The 16,503-nt window shown below is 69.0% G+C and carries 12 protein-coding genes; 9 read left to right on the top strand and 3 right to left on the bottom strand.

The features are described 5' to 3' along the window. Positions 1–142 precede the first annotated feature (142 nt). The gene (locus tag VGL85_RS05015) at positions 143–2,359 is read right to left on the bottom strand and encodes a hypothetical protein (RefSeq protein WP_331586629.1); all 2,217 of its coding nucleotides are present in this window, start codon (positions 2,357–2,359) and stop codon (positions 143–145) included. A gap of 377 nt (positions 2,360–2,736) precedes the next feature. Between VGL85_RS05015 and VGL85_RS05010 the strand changes: the two genes are divergently transcribed. The 5 genes from VGL85_RS05010 to dgcA all read left to right on the top strand — a co-directional run bounded on the left by VGL85_RS05010 (position 2,737) and on the right by dgcA (position 8,294). Further along, positions 2,737–3,375: a DedA family protein gene (locus VGL85_RS05010; protein WP_331586627.1), complete on the top strand. Its 639-nt coding sequence runs from the start codon at positions 2,737–2,739 to the stop codon at positions 3,373–3,375. Between the two features lie 52 nt (positions 3,376–3,427). Then, a complete protein-coding gene (locus VGL85_RS05005; RefSeq protein WP_331586625.1) occupies positions 3,428–4,276 on the top strand; it encodes a polysaccharide deacetylase family protein in 849 nt (282 codons plus the stop codon). Positions 4,277–4,371: 95 nt separating this feature from the next. After that, positions 4,372–4,593 (top strand): hypothetical protein, encoded by a 222-nt coding sequence (locus VGL85_RS05000; RefSeq protein ID WP_331586623.1) that lies wholly within the window; start codon positions 4,372–4,374, stop codon positions 4,591–4,593. 145 nt (positions 4,594–4,738) lie between these two features. Next, complete coding sequence (locus VGL85_RS04995; RefSeq protein WP_331586621.1) at positions 4,739–7,312, top strand: polar localization protein TipN; 2,574 nt, start codon at positions 4,739–4,741, stop codon at positions 7,310–7,312. Next, positions 7,257–8,294 (top strand): N-acetyl-D-Glu racemase DgcA, encoded by a 1,038-nt coding sequence (dgcA, locus tag VGL85_RS04990; protein ID WP_414695179.1) that lies wholly within the window; start codon positions 7,257–7,259, stop codon positions 8,292–8,294. Before VGL85_RS04995 ends, dgcA begins: the two co-directional genes overlap by 56 nt. Here the strand turns inward: dgcA and VGL85_RS04985 are convergent. Continuing rightward, positions 8,291–9,454, bottom strand: a complete 1,164-nt coding sequence (locus VGL85_RS04985) for a GNAT family N-acetyltransferase (protein WP_331586695.1) — start codon at positions 9,452–9,454, stop codon at positions 8,291–8,293. The two genes, dgcA and VGL85_RS04985, sit on opposite strands and share 4 nt — an antisense overlap. Positions 9,455–9,531: 77 nt before the next feature. Between VGL85_RS04985 and VGL85_RS04980 the strand changes: the two genes are divergently transcribed. Both VGL85_RS04980 and VGL85_RS04975 read left to right on the top strand, forming a co-directional pair. Further along, positions 9,532–9,954, top strand: coding sequence for a DUF4112 domain-containing protein (locus VGL85_RS04980; protein WP_331586617.1), 423 nt, complete (start codon positions 9,532–9,534; stop codon positions 9,952–9,954). A gap of 50 nt (positions 9,955–10,004) precedes the next feature. Continuing rightward, positions 10,005–11,297, top strand: coding sequence for a nucleotide sugar dehydrogenase (locus VGL85_RS04975; RefSeq protein ID WP_331586615.1), 1,293 nt, complete (start codon positions 10,005–10,007; stop codon positions 11,295–11,297). Here VGL85_RS04975 and VGL85_RS04970 read toward each other — a convergent pair. Beyond that, entirely contained in the window at positions 11,294–12,304 is a 1,011-nt protein-coding gene (locus tag VGL85_RS04970) for an NAD-dependent epimerase (RefSeq protein ID WP_331586613.1), read from the bottom strand. The two genes, VGL85_RS04975 and VGL85_RS04970, sit on opposite strands and share 4 nt — an antisense overlap. A 224-nt stretch (positions 12,305–12,528) precedes the next feature. Between VGL85_RS04970 and VGL85_RS04965 the strand changes: the two genes are divergently transcribed. Both VGL85_RS04965 and VGL85_RS04960 read left to right on the top strand, forming a co-directional pair. After that, a complete protein-coding gene (locus tag VGL85_RS04965; protein ID WP_331586611.1) occupies positions 12,529–14,652 on the top strand; it encodes a S9 family peptidase in 2,124 nt (707 codons plus the stop codon). A 173-nt stretch (positions 14,653–14,825) separates the two neighbouring features. After that, positions 14,826–16,503, top strand: a 1,678-nt coding sequence (locus VGL85_RS04960; protein ID WP_331586609.1) for a phosphoenolpyruvate carboxykinase (GTP), incomplete at its 3' end; no start/stop codon positions are given.

Here is a 16,503-nt window from a genome sequence, read left to right as displayed (position 1 = left end):
AAGATGATTCAATCGCCAGACCGAAACACCATTTGAAATGGATAGCTAGGGGCTTTTGAGCACGACCCCGCGCCGTCACGCCCGCCGCCCGCAGGCATGGATCATCCTCGGCTTCGGCGGCATCGGCAGCCCCGCTGCGGCGTCAGAACGGATAGGCCAGGGCCACGACCTGAGCGAGTGAGAATGCGCCGATGGCGTCAACGGCCGTGCGCGGATTCCCCATCGCGTCATAGCCGCTGACGCTGGTCTTGGTCGGCGTGGAGGCCTTCGGTCGGAAATCGCCTGTCGCCGGGCTTTGCAGCAGGTCTGCGGGCGCCGGACTGGTGTGGCCGGCGATCTGCGTGTTCCCCGAGCTCGGCGCCCTCGAAAAGTCGTTGGGCGCTGCCGTCGAGGGGAAGGCCCAGCTAAGATAGCAATCCTTGAACGTGAACGGCAGCGGGCCGTTGGCGTCGGACCAGCCGACATCGGTGAGGATGCACTGTTCAAAGACGCAATAGGCGTCACCGCGCGCTGCGGAGTTCAGCACCGTGTCCGGAAGGATGGTCGAGTTGCGGAACACAAAGTGGCTGAAGGTATTGGCGACAAAATGTTGCGTGATGCCATCGTTGCTCTGGACCGCGAAATCGGTGACGACGAAGTCGTTCGTCGGAGCGTCCATCAGGTACACCTTCTGTCCCTGATTCTGGGCGCCGCTGTCGGCCATGCCGACGACGATATTGCCGCGATGGAGGCCGTTCTGACGGAGGCTTCCGCTGCCGTCGGTGAAGAGCTGGACCACGTCGCAGTGGTGGTCGAACCAGGCGTCAAGTTGCAGCGGCGTGGCGGTCACCGGCTGGTTGGTCCAGCCGTTGGTGTTGCCGAAGCCGTGGGCCTGCAGGGCGCTCGCGCGGCGGCTGCATGTCCCGCCGGGGCCGCTGGTGTCGAGTTGGGTCGCGGTCCAGTTCGGCACGTTGGCGTTGATGTCGGCGATGATCCTGCTGATCTCGAACCACGGGTCCGAAGGGACCGTGCCAAGCACATAGCTTTTCTTGACCACGCCGTTTTCGATCAACTGGAACTGGGAGCCGACCGAGTCGTTGCCGCCGGTCTTCGTCGTGGTGGCGGTGTTGGGTCCGGTATAGGCCAGCTTCATCGTGGGGACCGCGTTCTTGAAGAACGCCGGGTCGTAGCTCTTCACATAGTTGCCGACCGAGAAGTGGGTGTTGCTCCAGACGTGGCCTTCCACGGAGTGGATTTTGCAGTTGGTCTGATAAATCTGCGACCAGCCGGTCGAGGAGACATAGCTGATGACGCAGTCTTCGAGGTAGCTCCGCACTGGCATCAGGGCGTCAGGGCGCGCGCCCTTGTTCCACTCAAGCGTGTCGCGGGTTCCGGTCGAACTGGTCAGGTTGCATCCGTTGAAGCGGAAGCCCTTGCTGTAGAGGCTGTTGCCCAGGACGCTGAAGTTACGGAAGTCCAGGGTGATCCCCGAGCCCCGGAACTCCAGGGCTTCGATCTGCGGATCGATGGGCCAGGACGCGATGGCGGCGGGGAATAGGGCGCGGCCGATCCTGGCGTTGACGCCCGATGCCGCCTGGATGACGTGGAAACCCTTCGTGCCGGCGTAGCGCGTGGTTCCCACGGTCGAGAGTTCGTAGAAGGTGCTATCGAGCAAGGTGATCTGCGCACTTTCGGCGTTGGCCGCCTTGATGGCGGCGATGGCGGCGTCCAGGGTCGTGTAGTCGCCAGCGGCGCCCACGGTCTTGACGAAGTCGTGCGCCGTGGTCCGGGGATAGACGATCATCTGCCGGTCGCCGTTGAAGCCCGACAGCGTGTTGCCGATGGTGCGGGGCTGCATCGTCGGGTCGTTGGGCGTGGCCGTGGCGAAGATGCGGGCGGCGCCGGTGGCGCTCAGAATATTGAACTTCCCGCTATCGAGTGTGATCCAATAGCCGAGGCGCTTGCGGACGTTACCGTTCACGTCGGTGTCGGCGTAGACGCTCTGCGTGACACGCTGGACCGTCCCTTCGACCCAGAAGTCGACGTAGGCGACGCCGCCCTTTGCGTCGGCATCGACGCCAATCACCGTGTTGGCCGACAGCCGAAGTTCAGAAGGTTGCCACCACTGCACCGCCGGCTTGGCGGTCGTCCGCGTAGGGTCGGTCGGCGGGCTTCCCCCCGACAGCGCCTGGCCGTTCCACCGCGAGCCAGGGCCGACCACCGGCATCGGACCGGCCGCCACGGTTTGGGTTCCCGCACCGCCCGCCTGCGCTTGCGCCTGAGCTTGCGCCAGGGCCGCGGCGCGCGCCGCACACCCCGTCACGCCGCCGGCGAGCGGCAGCAGAGATAGGCCGCCAAGGAGGCCCCGACGCGAAATCATAGACTACCCCTTTGGGACCCGCCGTCAGGCGGATCGCTTTGCACGCAACCCCGCGCCCAAACGCCTAAGCGTCCGCACGCCATTTGACTGGACGAAACAACTCACCGGACTGGCCGCCCCTGGCGTCGCCTGTGGAACCCGGGGTCCGCGGCCCGACGCCACGACCCCTCCTTCAGGCGCAGGAAGCGGCGGTCAGAGAGATGACGCGCCCCACCACGACCTAGCTATCTGGTGTAACTATGATCGCCCAAAAACCCTAAACCTTTTGAGTTAAGCCAACGTTCTCACATCGCCTTTGTCGTTCAGGTGGAGCTGTTTTGAATACGGCGACTTGTCTCATGCGGCTTCACGTCGCTGACGCGGGCCCGGCCTGTGGTATGAGCGGCGTCCCCTTAGCGCCCGAGGACGGGCTGGCCGGCGAGGCGATGGAAGAGTTCCTGCGACAGTACGGCCCGATCGGGATCTTCCTGGGCGCGGGGTTCGAGGGGCAGACGGCGCTGATCGTCGGCGGGCTCCTGGCGCGGCAGCACATCCTGAACCTGTGGCTGGTCCTGGCCTGCGCCACGGCGGGCTCGGGGCTGGTCGACCACCTGCTGTTCGTGGCCGGACGGCGGTTTCGCAGCCATCGCTGGGTGGCGCGCGCGACCCAGCAGGCCGCCTTTGCCCGGGCGCTGAAATTCATCGAGCGCTATCCGATCGGCTACATCCTGGCCTTCCGGTTCATCTTCGGCCTGCGGGTCGCCAGCCCGATCGCCATCGGCGTGTCGCAGGTCCCGACTTGGCGGTTCACCCTGCTGAACATCCTGGGCGCGGTGATCTGGGCCACGGCCTTCACGCTGTCGGGCTTCATCTTCGGCGAGGCGGTGCACAACCTCCTGGGCCGCGGTCACCACGCGGGCCGCTGGACCCTGATCGCGGCGGGCGCGGTGGTGGTCGTGGTGATCGCGATCTGGTCGGTCCGCTACCTGTTGCGCCGGCGCAAGCCTGTGGTGGAAACGCCGCCGCCGCTCAACTGAGCTGCGAGGTCCGTTGCGGCGAAGCGGGCGCGAGCGTAGCCCTTGATGGACCATGGCCGACTCCCGTTTTTCCAGACGCTCCCTGTTCGCCGCCGCGGCGGGGCTAGCCACGGGCGGCGCGGGGCTCGCGGGCCCCGCGGCGGCGCAGCCGATCCGCTGGCCCGGCGGCGCGCGGGCGGCGATCAGCCTGACCTACGACGACGGCCTGAACAGCCAGCTCGACAACGCCGTGCCCGAGCTGAAGCGTTACGGCTGGAAGGCCACCTTCTTCCTGACCGAGGACAACGCTCACTGGCGGCTCGCCGACTGGGAGACCCTGGCGCGGGAGGGCAATGAGGTCGCCAACCACACCATGACCCATCCGTGCGCCCTGGCGCGCTGGTCGGCGGACCGGTTCGCTCGCGCCGAGCTGGGGCCCATGGACGGCTATCTCGACGCCCACTTCGGCCCCGACCGGGCGAAGACCTTCGCCTATCCCTGCGGCTACCTGGGCCTGGGCCATGGCGGGCGGCGGCTGCGCTTCGCCCGCTATCGCAAGGTGCTGGAGCGCGACGGCGTGGTGGCGGCGCGGACCACCGCCGGCGGGCCGAACCGCCCGGCCGACGTGGTCGCCGATCCCTTGCGCCTGCACGCTTTCGAGCCGGCCGACGACGGCGATACGGCGGCGCCGGCGCTGCGCTACCTGAACGAGACCGTGGCCCAGGGCGGCTGGGCCATCCTGGTGTTCCACGAGGTCCTGCCGCAGGGAAAGGCCGAAGGCGACGCCAGCATCGCGACCCACAACCGGATTCTGGCCCGCATCGCCGAGCTGAACCTCTGGGTCGCCCCCATGGGCCAGGTCTTCGACTATGTGGCGGCGGCGGAACGCGAGGTCGCCGCGCCGCGGATCTCTGGGCGCTAACATTACGCAAATTTCACCTGCGCCGCCGTCGCCCCAAGGCACGGCTTGCCGTATAACGCGGCTCGACGGAATCGTTTCAGGGCCGGGGATCGGCGATGACGACATTTACCGAACTTGTCGCCACGGTGGTCGTGAACTCCTCGGCGCTTGCCCTGTCGCATTTCGGCGTCGCGATGACTCCGTCACAGATCGAGCGGGTGACGCCACCGCCGGCCGAGCGGGTGATCGCCCGCACGCACACCACGCCCGCACAGTCGAAGCTGCTGAAGACGGCGTGCCCGGACCCTGCGCGCAAGGCGCGTCCGCTGCGCGCCTGACGGGCGCCCAAGCCTCAAATTTCGACGGCCATGACGGCGCCCCTGTTTGCGTCGCGACCTATCGCGGGTAATCCTTCGGGCGTGGCGCGGGGAGGCCGCGGGCGGCGCCGCAGGGGCGCGCCGGGCCGCCCACGGGTAGAGGCGAATGAAGTTCAAGAAGCGGAGCCGGCCGGCGGATTTCGGCGCCTCGCACCCCGAGGGCCCGGTCGAGACCCATGCGCCCGGGGCCTGGGACGAGCCGGACGACCACGATGCGCATCATGACGCCTTCGACCTGGAGCCTGGCCCCTACGCCCCGGTCCATCCGCCATCCTGGCAGTCGCCGGTGGCGACCGCCCAGCCGCGCGTGCCGGCGCGGCGCGACGAGGAGGAGGCCGACCTCGAGCTCGAAGATCCCTATCGGGCGCCGTCCGGCTGGCCGATCTATCTGACGGCCTTTGCCGTGGCGGTGCTGTGGGCGGCGGGACCGATCGCCTTCGCCGTCGGCTACCGCAACGCTGTCGTCCCGTTCCGCAACGACATGTTTGCGATGGGCGTGTTCGCGGCGCTGGCGGTGGGGCCGGCGCTGTTCGTCTTCTTCGCCGCCTACATGGTCCGCCAGGGCCAGAAGCTTGGCGCCGAGGCGCGCCGCGCCAAGGCGATGGCCGAGGAGATGCTGAGCCCGGCCATGGTCGCCGCCGCCCGGGCGCGCGACGTGGCCTATGGCGTGCGCGAGGAGATCCTGCGCGCCGGCCACGCGGCCGACGAGGCGCGCGAGACCCTGCTGGCGCTGCGCGAGACCCTGGCCCAGGAGAGCGAGCGGCTGATCGAGAGCACCGACAACTCCCGGCGCACGGCCCTGGAGCTCACCGAGACGCTCAGCCGGGAACGCTCGGAGATGGGCGCGCTCAGCCACAGCCTGGACGCCCAAGCGAACCGGGTCAGCGACACCATCGGCCTGCAGGCCAAGATGGTGGCCGAGGCTACGGAACTGGCCGAGGCGCAGTTGCGCGACGCCGAGGCGTCGCTCTCGGCCCGCGCCGCCGACCTGGCCGCCGCCGCCGGCGAGGCCAGCGACGCGGCCCGCACGGCCGGCGAGGACCTGACCCGCCACATCGCCCGCCTGGAGACGGCCGGCGCCGGGGTGGCCGATCAGGTCAAGGCGGTGGAAACCGGCCTTTCGGAACAGCGCAACGCCCTGATCACCCTGACGCAGACGCTGAAGACCGATCACCAAGGCTTCGCCGACCAGGCCGAGGCCCACGCCGCCAAGCTGGGCGAATTCATCGACCAGGCGCGCGCCTCCTCCGGCGAGCTGACGGAGCGGGCGTTGAAGGGGGGGGAAAGTCTGCGGGGCCTGATCACCGACGCGACGGAGCAGGTCCGTGAACTCGCCGAAACAGCGCGTGCCGAGCGCGAGGAGTTCAGCCAGTCAACGGCGCAGTCGCTGGAGACCGTTTCGGCCGCCGCCGCGGAGCAGCGCGCCCAACTCGAGGGCCAGACCCGCGCCGCCATCGAGGCCTTGGCCGCGGCGGCTGCCGAGACGCGCGCCGGGGTGGCCAGCCACGCCGCCGCCGCCCGCGAGCAGGTCGACCAGCTCTCCGAGGCCGCTTTCGCCGCGGGCCAGAAGGCCAACCAGGTGTTCGAAGCCCGGCTGACCGAGGCGCGGACCCTGGTCGAGCAGTCCTCGCAGATGGTCGACGAGGCCGGCGCGGCCACAGCCAAGCGGCTGGAGGATGCGGCCGCCGCCGCCCGCGCTTCGATGGCGGCCTTGCAGGAGATGATGGCCGAGGTGGATCGCCGGTCCGCTCAACTGCCGGCCAGCGCCCAGGGCCAGATCGAACTGGTCCGCGCCGCGGTTTCGGAGGGGCTGGAGGAACTGAGCGCCAACGCGCGGCGCACCGCCGAGGAGGCCCAGGCGATCGACGCGGCGTTCCAGGACCGCGCGCGGCGGAACTTCGAGATGCTGAGCGAGGCCGTGCGGCTGATGGGCGTCTCGGCGACCCAGTCGTCCGCGCCTCTGCCGCAGCCCGCGCCGATTTCCGCCTCCGCCGCCCGCGCCGCGCGCCCGCGCCCCGCCGCCAAGGCGGTCCCGCCGCCCGAGCCCGCGCCGCCGGAACAGGGCGCCGTGCTCTCGGAAGAAGACGAGCTCGACCGCGCGCTCGAGGAATTGATGGAGCCTGCGGCCACGCCCGCCAAGCCGGTCGACCCGGGCCTGCGGCCGCGCCTGAAACTGACGCCCACCGCCACCGACGAGGAATTCGCCGCCGTGTTCGACGCCGCCGGCGGGGTGGCCGGGGAACCGGCCGAGCCGTCCCACGAGGGGGAGTCCTGGACCTGGAAGGACCTGCTCGCCTCCATCGACGGCGCCGACGCCGACGGCGAACGGCTGCAGGACATCCTGGCCCGCGAGGTGGGCCAGATGGGGGTCGACCCCACCAAGCTGCTGCCCAAGGCGCGGATCGACGAGATCGCCGCCGCGGTGCAGACCGGCGACCTGGAAGGCGCGCGCGAGGTGGTCAAACGTCTGGCCCCCGCCGCGATCCGCCGCATCTCGCGCCGCCTGGTCACCGACGATGCGGTCAAGCGGCAGGCGCAGATCTATGTGCGTCGCTACCAGACCCTGGTGGATGACGCCGCGGTGCGCGACCCGGAAGGCTTCCTGATGGCCAGCCTGCTGGGCGATGACGGCGGACGGCTCTACCTGCTGCTCGACGCCGCGGCGGGCGATCCGGGCTAGCGTGCCCACGCTCTCCGCTCGGGCGGAATCCTGGCCGTTGGCCCAGGCCTTCGTGATCTCCCGCGGCTCGAAGACCGCCGCCGAGGTGGTGGTGGCCGAGATCTCGGACGGGCGATATCGCGGCCGCGGCGAGGGCGCGCCTTATGGGCGCTACGGCGAGACGGCGCGCGGCGTGCTGCACCAGATCGAACGGGTGCGCGATGCGGTCGAGGCCGGCGTCGGGCGCGGCGACCTTCAGGGCCTCTTGCCGGCTGGGGCGGCGCGCAATGCGATCGACTGCGCTCTCTGGGACCTTGAGGCCAAGCGCGCGGGCGTCAGGGCCTGGGAGTTGATCGGCCGGTCGCGGCTGGACCCGGTCAAGACCTGCTTCACCATCAGCCTGGGCGGCGCCGAGGCCATGGCGGAACAGGCCCGCGCCAACGCCCGCAGGCCGATGCTGAAGGTCAAGATCGGGTCTCGCGACGACCTCGAACTGGTGGCCGCGGTGCGCGCCGCCGCGCCGCGCGCCCGGCTGATCCTCGACGCCAACGAGGCGCTCGGCTTCGACGACCTTGTGCGCCTGGCGCCCGATTTCGCGCGGCTCGACATCAAGCTGCTGGAGCAACCCCTGCCGGCCGGGGAGGACGCGGCGCTGGAGAGCTACCGGAGCCCGGTGCCGCTCTGCGCCGACGAGAGCCTGCATACCCGCGCCGAACTGGACGCCTGTGCGCGGCGCTATGACCTGGTCAACATCAAGCTCGACAAGGCCGGTGGCCTGACTGAGGCCCTGGCGCTGGCCGAAGACGCCCGCCGGCGGGGCCTGGGCGTGATGGTGGGCTGCATGGTGGCGACCTCGCTGGCCATGGCGCCGGCCATGATCCTGGCCCAGGGCGCGGAGGTCGCCGACCTCGACGGCCCCTTGCTGATGAAGCGCGACCGCGAGCCTGGACTGCGGATCACCGGCTCGGTGCTAGAGCCGCCGGCGCCCGAGCTCTGGGGCTAGGCGCGCCTCCGGCGGAGCAGCCCCTTCATGCGCTTGACCATGTCGTCCGGCAGCAGAGCCTTGGCCGCTCGGCGTGCGTGGCCGACCGCGGTCAGCCGGAAATCCCGGAACCGGAGGCCCCAGACATAAGGGAGGCCACGAGGGCCAAGCGCCATAACGCGGGTGCGGAACGGCTCGCGCCGGTCGCTCCAGCGCAGCTTGTAGTCGCCGGCCGTCAGCCTGAAATCGAGGTGCACGCCGCGCGGGATGCACCACCGTCCCAGGTCCTCGATCAACAGATTGCCGGGCGAAAAGGCCGACAAGGCAGGGTCGAAGGCGGTGATGTAGTATTCCAGCCGATCGCCGGACAGCAGGCACAGGCAGCCGGCGATCGTCTGGTCGCCGGAGTCCAGGGCGAAGGCCAGCACGCCGGTTCCCTCGCGGCCGACCAGGGCCTTGTAGAGGGCGGCGGTCTGCGGCAGGCGCAACCAGCTCTTGCCGATCCGCCGCTGGTTCAGCCAGTCGACCTTGCTCGCCATGATCCAGTCGACGAACGGCCCGGCTGTCTCGGGCGTGACCTCCCGGAAGGTGAGGCGCGCGCGCGCCATCAGGCGCTTGCGGTCATAGCGCAGGCCCTGGCGGAACGACTTCGACCGCGTGGCCGCGAAAGCCTCCCAGCTCTCGAACGCTCCGAACGAGGCGATCGGCGAGTCCGGGTCGCCGCGGCGCGTCACCTTGCCGGCGGCTTCCACCACCGCCAGCATCGGCGAGGCAAGGGAGAGGTTGCGGACCTCCAGGACGTCACCACTCGCCGTCGCGGCATCGAACAGCGCCCGAGCCACCTTGTCCGGCGCCGCGGCTGCCGCCGCGATCAGCGGCTCGGCGTATTCCTCGCCCTCATCGGTGCCGAGGTGTCGCACCAAGGTGACCGCGCCGATCCGGCGCAGGTGCAGCGGCCAGAGCCCCACCAGGCGACCTGCTTCGCGAACCGTGATGATCCGAAGCTGGGTATCGGATGGCAGGCGCCACGCCCAGGCGGCCTCGGCGTAGGCGAAGGTCTGGCCGCCCGACACGGACGGGCCGGTCGCCTGTAGGGCTTCCCAGTCGGCGCGAAGGGCCTCGAGCCCCGCCGTATCGTCGATCACCGCCACGGCAAGGTCGCGTGACGCCTCGGGCCCCATGTCGCGCACACACCCTCCAGGTTTCGCCGCATCGACGTGATAAGCGTTGCACGGTTCGATGTAACGAACGTTGACGCATGATGGACGAAACCGACCGCGAACGCGCGCATCGCGCCTGGCGCAACGCCCAGCGCATCAAGCGCCTGTCCGACGACCTGATCCGGCTCGGCCCCTGGGGCCTTGGCCTGGACGGCGTGCTGGCCTGGGTTCCGGTGGCCGGGACGATCTATAGCGTGGGGACCGGCTTGCTGCTGCTCTACGAGGGCCTGCAGGCAAGGGCCGCGCCGTGGACCCTGACGCGGATGGCCGCCTACATGATCATCAACAGCGCCATGAGCGACGTGCCGCTGGTGGGCTGGGCGATGGACACCCTGTTCCGTGGCCAGCACATCGCGGCCAGCGCCCTGCAGAAGGACATCGCCGCGCGGTGGGGCGCACCAGCGCTGGAGACAGGGCCGCCTCGGCCGGTGTGGCGCTGGCCCGCGCGGCCCTCGCCCTAGGCGGAAACCATGCTAGACCGCGCGATCCCGGCCGCCGCGCGAGAGACTAGATGCTGCAGAACCCGTTCACCCGGACGCCCGCGAAGATCGCGGTGATCGGGCTGGGCTATGTGGGCCTGCCGCTGGCGGTGGCCTTTGCGGCTGAACACGAGGTGGTGGGCTTCGACGTCAAGGCGCAGCGGATCGCCGAGCTTTCGGCCGGCGAAGACCGGACGCTGGAGGTGTCTTCGGCGGAACTGGCGGCCGCCCGGGGGCTGACGCTGAGCGCCGATCCGGCCGACCTTGCGGCCTGCAACGTCTTCATCGTCACGGTGCCGACGCCGATCGATGCGTCGAAGAACCCGGACCTCTCGGCGCTGATGGCCGCCAGCCGCACGGTGGGCGAGGCGATCGGCAAGGGCGGGGTGGTGATCTACGAGTCCACCGTCTATCCCGGCGCGACCGAGGAGGACTGCGTGCCGGTCGTGGCGCAGGTCTCGGGCCTGACCTTCAACCGCGACTTCTTCGCCGGCTACAGCCCCGAGCGGGCCAATCCGGGCGACCCGACCCACCGCCTGGCCAACATCGTCAAGGTGACCGCGGGCTCGACGCGGGAGGCGGCGGACTTCGTGGATGCGCTCTATGCCTCGGTGGTGACCGCGGGCACCCATCGCGCCAGCTCGATCCGGGTGGCCGAGGCCGCCAAGGTGATCGAGAACACCCAGCGCGACCTCAACATCGCGCTGATCAACGAATTCGCCCTGATCTTCCAGCGCCTCGACGTCGATACCTCCGAGGTGCTGGCGGCCGCCGGCACCAAGTGGAACTTCCTGAACTTCCGCCCGGGCCTGGTCGGCGGCCACTGCATCGGGGTTGACCCCTACTACCTGACCCACAAGGCCGAGGCCCTGGGCTATCATCCCGAGGTGATCCTGGCGGGTCGGCGGATCAACGACGGCATGGGCGCCCACGTCGCCCGCGAACTGGTGCGCGAGATGATCCGGCGCGGGACCACGGTGAAGGCCGCCCGGGTGCTGGTGATGGGCCTGGCGTTCAAGGAGAACTGCCCGGACCTGCGCAACACCCGCGTCACTGACATCATCGGCGAACTGGCGGCCTATGAGGCGCAGGTCGACGTCTGGGACCCCTGGATCGACGGCGAGGAGGCGAAGGCCGAATACGGGCTGACGCTGATCGAGGACGCGCCGTCGGCCGGGGCCTACGAGGCCATCGTGCTGGCCGTGGCCCACGACCAGTTCCGCGACCTCGGGCCCGAGGTGATCCGCGCCTTCGGCAAGCCGGGCGTGGTGCTGTTCGACGTGAAGAGCGTGCTGCCCAAGGCCGCGGCCGACCTGCGGCTCTAGACGCCGTAGTACTCCCGGTACCAGTCCACGAAGGCGCCGATCCCGACCTCGACAGGCGTGGACGGCGCGTAGTCGAGGGCGGCCTTGGTCTCGGCGGTGTCGGCGTCGGTGCGGGCGACGTCGCCGGGCTGCATGGGCATCAGGTTCAACGCGGCCTTCTTGCCCAGCTTCTGCTCCAGCACCTCGATGTAGCGCAACAGTTCGACCTTCTGGCTGGCGCCGAGGTTGAGCACGCGCCAGGGGGCGACGCCGCTGGTGGCCGGATCGGGGTTTTGCGGGTCCCAGGCCGGGTTCACCTCAGTCGGGCGGTCGACGGCGGCGATGAGGCCCGAGACGATGTCGTCCACATAGGTGAAGTCGCGCTGCATCTGGCCCTGGCCGTAGACGTCGATCGGCTGGCCTTCGAGGATCGCCTTGGTGAACTTGAACAGCGCCATGTCCGGCCGGCCCCACGGGCCGTAGACGGTGAAGAAGCGGAAGCCGGTCGCCGGGATGCCGAACAGGTGGGCGTAGGCGTGGGCCATGGCCTCGTTGGCGATCTTGCTGGCCGCATAGAGGGTGATCGGGTGGTTGGCGCCGTTGTGGACGTTGAACGGCATGTTGCCGTTGGCGCCATAGACCGAGCTGGTTGAGGCGAAGACCAGGTTCTTCGGCTGGGTGGCGCGGCAGCCTTCCAGGATGTTCAGGAAGCCGACGACGTTAGAATCCACATAGGTGCGCGGGCTTTCCAGGCTGTAGCGGACCCCCGCCTGGGCGGCGAGGTTGACCACCGCCGTGGGCCTCGTCTCGGCGAACAGGGCAGCCACGCCCGGCGCGCTCGCCAGGTCGAGCCTGGCGTGCCGGTAGCCCTTGTGCTGCTCCAGCATCGCCAGGCGCGCGGCCTTCAGCGTCGGGTCGTAGTAGGCGTTGAGATCGTCGAGACCCACGACCTCGTCGCCCCGCTCCAGCAGGCGCCGGGAAAGGTGGAAGCCGATGAATCCGGCCGAGCCGGTGACCAGGATCGCCATGCCGCCTTCCGCTGCTCCTTGGGAATGCGCAGCCTGGGTCTGAACCGATGCGCAAAATGTGAACACTGAATTTTTGACGGGACGGCCATCCGCCTGCAAGCTGGGCCTTGTCGCGCCGGGTCACGGGGCTTCGCGCGAATCCATCGGCCGGCTTCGAAAATTCCTTTTTATTACAAAGGGATGTCTGCTGTCATGGACCTGGATGAACTTCACGGCGGGGCGGCATGAAGATTTCGACTTTCCTGGCGGCGTCGATCCTGGCGGCGGGTGCTCTGGCCGGCGTGGCGGCGGCCAAGACGCCGGTGACCCACGAGGCGATCTGGATGATGAAGCGGGTCGGCGCGCCCGTCGTCAGCCCGGACGGCAAATGGGTGATCTATTCGGTCGTCGAGCCTTCCTACGAGACCGACAAGACCGTCAGCGACCTGTGGCTGGTTCCGACCGGCGGCGGCCCGCCGAAGCGGCTGACCCACACCAAGGCGGGCGAGGGCGGCGCCGCCTGGTCGCCGGATTCCACGAAGATCGCCTTCACCACCAAGCGCGAGGGCGACGAGGTCGACCAAGTCTATGTGCTGGACGTGCTGGGCGGCGGCGAGGCGCGCCGGGTGACCAGCCTGTCGACCGCGGCGGCCAACCCGAAGTGGCGGCCCGACGGCCAGGCGATCCTGTTCGAGACCATGGTCTGGCCGGGCGCCATGGACGACGAGGCGAACCGCAAGGCGATCGCGGCGCGCAAGGCGCGCAAATACAATGTGCGGACCTACGAGCATTTCCCGATCCGCTACTGGAACGAGTGGCTGGACGAGCGCCTGCCGACCCTCGAAGTCGTCGGCCTGGAACCGGGCGCGAAGCCCAGGGACATCCTGTCGCCGACGAGGCTGGCCCACACGCCGGGCTTCTCCGGGCCCGAGGGCGAGACCAGCATCTCGTTGTCGCCGATCTGGAGCCCGGACGGCAAGGAGGTGATCTTCTCCGCCACCGTCGAGCGCTGGAACTCGGCCTTCAGCGAGGTGAACTACCAGCTCTACCGGCTGCCCGCCGATGGCGGGGAGGCGACGCCGGTCACGCCGGAGAAGGGCGGCTTCCGCGAGCCCACCTTCAGCGCCGACGGCAAGAGCCTCTACTTCGACTACAACCCGCGCACCGAAGGCGAGGTCTATAGCCTCGCCCGCTTCTCGAAGGTCGCCTGGCCGGCGGGCGGCGCGATGAGCCTGGTCGCCAGGGATTTCGACCGCGAGCCGGAACGGTTCGCCATCACCCCGGACGGCAAGACCGCCTACATCCTGGTTCCCGAAGCCGGCAAGACCAACCTCTACAGCGTGCCGACGGCGGGCGGTAAGCCGGCGCTGGTGATGGAGCCGGCGACCGGCGGCTATGGCGCGCTTTCGATCCCGCAGAAGGCCGCCAAGCCGCTGCTGATCGCCAACTTCTCGAGCTCGGTCAGCCCGCAGGAGATCGTGCGCATCGATCCGCTGGCGAAGAAACACGAGAACCTGACCAATGTGGACACCGCCGCGGCGGCGAACCTCGACTGGGCGCCGCCGATCCACTTCGATTTCGTGAGCGCCGGCGGGCGCAAGATCCACAACATGATCATCCTGCCGCCCAACTTCGATCCGTCGAAGAAGTATCCGCTCCTGGTGTTCATCCACGGCGGGGCGGCCAGCATGAACGCCGACCAGATCAGCCTGCGGTGGAACTATCACCTGCTGACCGCGGCCGGATATCTGATGCTGATGAGCGACTACACGGGCTCGACCGGCTACGGCGAGGCGTTCGCCCGGGCGATCAAGCTCGACCCGCTGAAGACCCCGGGCCTGGAGATTGATCAGGCGGTGAACGAGGCGCTGAAGCGCTATTCCTACATCGACGGGACGAAGATGTGCGCCCTGGGCGCCAGCTATGGCGGCCACCTGGTCAATTGGCTGGAGGCCACGACCACCCGCTATAAATGCCTGGTGAGCCACGCCGGCGAGGTGGACCTCGAAACCCAGTGGGGCGAGAGCGACGGCAACTATGGCCGCGAAGTGACCAATGGCGGACCGCCCTGGGAGGGCAATCCGGTCTGGCGCGACCAGAGCCCGATCACCTACGCCAAGGCCTGGAAGACCCCCATGTTGCTCTCCATCGGCGAGCGCGACTTCCGTGTGCCGATCGGGAACACCCTGGAAAACTGGGCCACCCTGCAGCGGATGAAGGTGCCGAGCCGCCTCCTGGTCTGGCCCGACGCCTGGCACTGGATCCTGAAGCCGGAGGACAGCCGCCACTTCTACCAAGAGGTGGATGGATGGCTGGCGCATTACCTGAAAGGTGGCCCGCCGCCGCCTGCGCCGGGCACGACGAAGTGATGCCGGAACGCGCGTCCGCAGGGGACCGAGTGTCGTAACAATGCGTTAGGGGCGTGACCGGGGGAATCGCCTGGCCTGTGGTATGCAGGCCGGCGTTTCACCAGTAAGACATTGTTCAATTCTGACCGCTTCGACCTGTGATTCCGGGTGCTGCGGGGGCCAGGGAGTCCAGTATGAGCCTATCTAGCGTTCCGGGGCTTGCGCCCGCGCCGACGAACCACGCGAAACTTCTGGAATGGGTTCGTGAGATCGCGGAGCTGACGCAGCCGGACAGGGTCCGCTGGTGCGATGGCTCCGAGGCCGAGTGGCAGGAACTGACCGAGGAACTGGTCGCCGCCGGCACCCTGAAGCGCCTGAACCCGGCCAAGCGGCCGAACTCCTTCTACGCCGCTTCCGACCCGCGCGACGTGGCGCGCGTCGAGAGCCGCACCTTCATCTGCGCCGATACGCCGGAAGAAGCCGGCCCGACCAACAACTGGCTCGACCCCACCGAGATGCGGGCGGACCTGAAGGACCTATTCAAGGGCTGCATGAAGGGCCGCACCATGTATGTGGTGCCGTTCTGCATGGGCCCGCTCGGCTCGAAGATCAGCGCCATCGGCGTGGAGATCACGGATTCGGGCTACGTCGCCGTATCCATGAAGATCATGACGCGGATGGGCCAGGCCGCCCTCGACCAGCTCGGCGAGGACGGCTTTCTTGTGCCGGCGGTGCACTCGGTGGGCATGCCGCTCACCGACGGCGTCAAGGACGTCGCGTGGCCCTGCAACGAGATCAAGTACATCGTCCAATTCCCCGAGACCCGGGAGATCTGGTCCTACGGCTCGGGCTATGGCGGCAACGCGCTGCTGGGCAAGAAGTGCTTCGCGCTGCGCATCGCCTCGGTCATGGCCCGCGACGAGGGCTGGTTCGCCGAGCACATGCTTATCCTGAAGCTGACCTCGCCGCAGGGCGAGGTCCACTACGTCTCGGCGGCGTTCCCGAGCGCCTGCGGCAAGACCAACATGGCGATGCTGCAGCCGACGCTGGCCGGCTGGAAGGCCGAGACGATCGGCGACGACATCTGCTGGATGCGCTTTGGCGAGGACGGCCGCCTCTATGCGGTGAACCCGGAAGCCGGCTTCTTCGGCGTGGCGCCCGGCACCGGCGAGTCGACCAACAAGAACGCCATCGCCGCCCTGTACGCCAACAGCATCTTCACCAACGTCGCCCTGACCGACGACGGCGACGTCTGGTGGGAAGGCCTGACCGACGAAGCGCCGGCGCACCTGATCGACTGGCGCGGCAAGGACTGGACGCCGGAGAGCCTGGAGCCTGCGGCGCACCCGAACGCGCGCTTCACCGTGCCGGCCTCGCAGACGCCGGTGATCGCCGCAGAATGGGAAGACCCGGCCGGCGTGCCGATCTCGGCGATCCTGTTCGGCGGCCGCCGCGCGAGCGCCGTGCCGCTGGTCAACGAGGCCCGCGACTGGGCGCACGGCGTGTTCATGGCCTCCAACGTGGCCTCGGAAGGCACGGCGGCGGCGGAAAACTCGATCGGCGAGCTGCGCCGCGACCCGTTCGCGATGCTGCCCTTCTGCGGCTACAACATGGGCGACTACTTCAACCACTGGCTGCGCATGGGCGAGGTGGCCGACGCCAGCAAGCTGCCGCGCATCTATTTCGTGAACTGGTTCCGCAAGGACGAGCGCGGCAAATTCGTCTGGCCGGGCTATGGCGAGAACGCGCGGGTCCTGAAGTGGATCTTCGAGCGCCTCGAGGGCAAGGCGGAAGCCGTCGACACCCCGATCGGCCGCCTGCCGGCGCCGGGCAGCCTGGACGTCTCGGGCCTGGGCCTGAGCCAGGAGCAAC

This window comes from Phenylobacterium sp. (assembly GCF_036501465.1).
GTDB lineage: Bacteria > Pseudomonadota > Alphaproteobacteria > Caulobacterales > Caulobacteraceae > Phenylobacterium.
This window is presented reverse-complemented; position numbering and strand designations above follow the sequence as displayed.

Bases quoted from the DNA above. Each gene is read 5' to 3' on its own strand.
- VGL85_RS05015 (WP_331586629.1), bottom strand. From the start codon at position 2,359: ATGATTTCGCGTCGGGGCCTCCTTGGCGGCCTATCTCTGCTGCCGCTC.
- VGL85_RS05010 (WP_331586627.1), top strand. From the start codon at position 2,737: ATGAGCGGCGTCCCCTTAGCGCCCGAGGACGGGCTGGCCGGCGAGGCG.
- VGL85_RS05005 (WP_331586625.1), top strand. From the start codon at position 3,428: ATGGCCGACTCCCGTTTTTCCAGACGCTCCCTGTTCGCCGCCGCGGCG.
- VGL85_RS05000 (WP_331586623.1), top strand. From the start codon at position 4,372: ATGACGACATTTACCGAACTTGTCGCCACGGTGGTCGTGAACTCCTCG.
- VGL85_RS04995 (WP_331586621.1), top strand. From the start codon at position 4,739: ATGAAGTTCAAGAAGCGGAGCCGGCCGGCGGATTTCGGCGCCTCGCAC.
- dgcA (WP_414695179.1), top strand. From the start codon at position 7,257: ATGACGGCGGACGGCTCTACCTGCTGCTCGACGCCGCGGCGGGCGATC.
- VGL85_RS04985 (WP_331586695.1), bottom strand. From the start codon at position 9,454: ATGGGGCCCGAGGCGTCACGCGACCTTGCCGTGGCGGTGATCGACGAT.
- VGL85_RS04980 (WP_331586617.1), top strand. From the start codon at position 9,532: ATGATGGACGAAACCGACCGCGAACGCGCGCATCGCGCCTGGCGCAAC.
- VGL85_RS04975 (WP_331586615.1), top strand. From the start codon at position 10,005: ATGCTGCAGAACCCGTTCACCCGGACGCCCGCGAAGATCGCGGTGATC.
- VGL85_RS04970 (WP_331586613.1), bottom strand. From the start codon at position 12,304: ATGGCGATCCTGGTCACCGGCTCGGCCGGATTCATCGGCTTCCACCTT.
- VGL85_RS04965 (WP_331586611.1), top strand. From the start codon at position 12,529: ATGAAGATTTCGACTTTCCTGGCGGCGTCGATCCTGGCGGCGGGTGCT.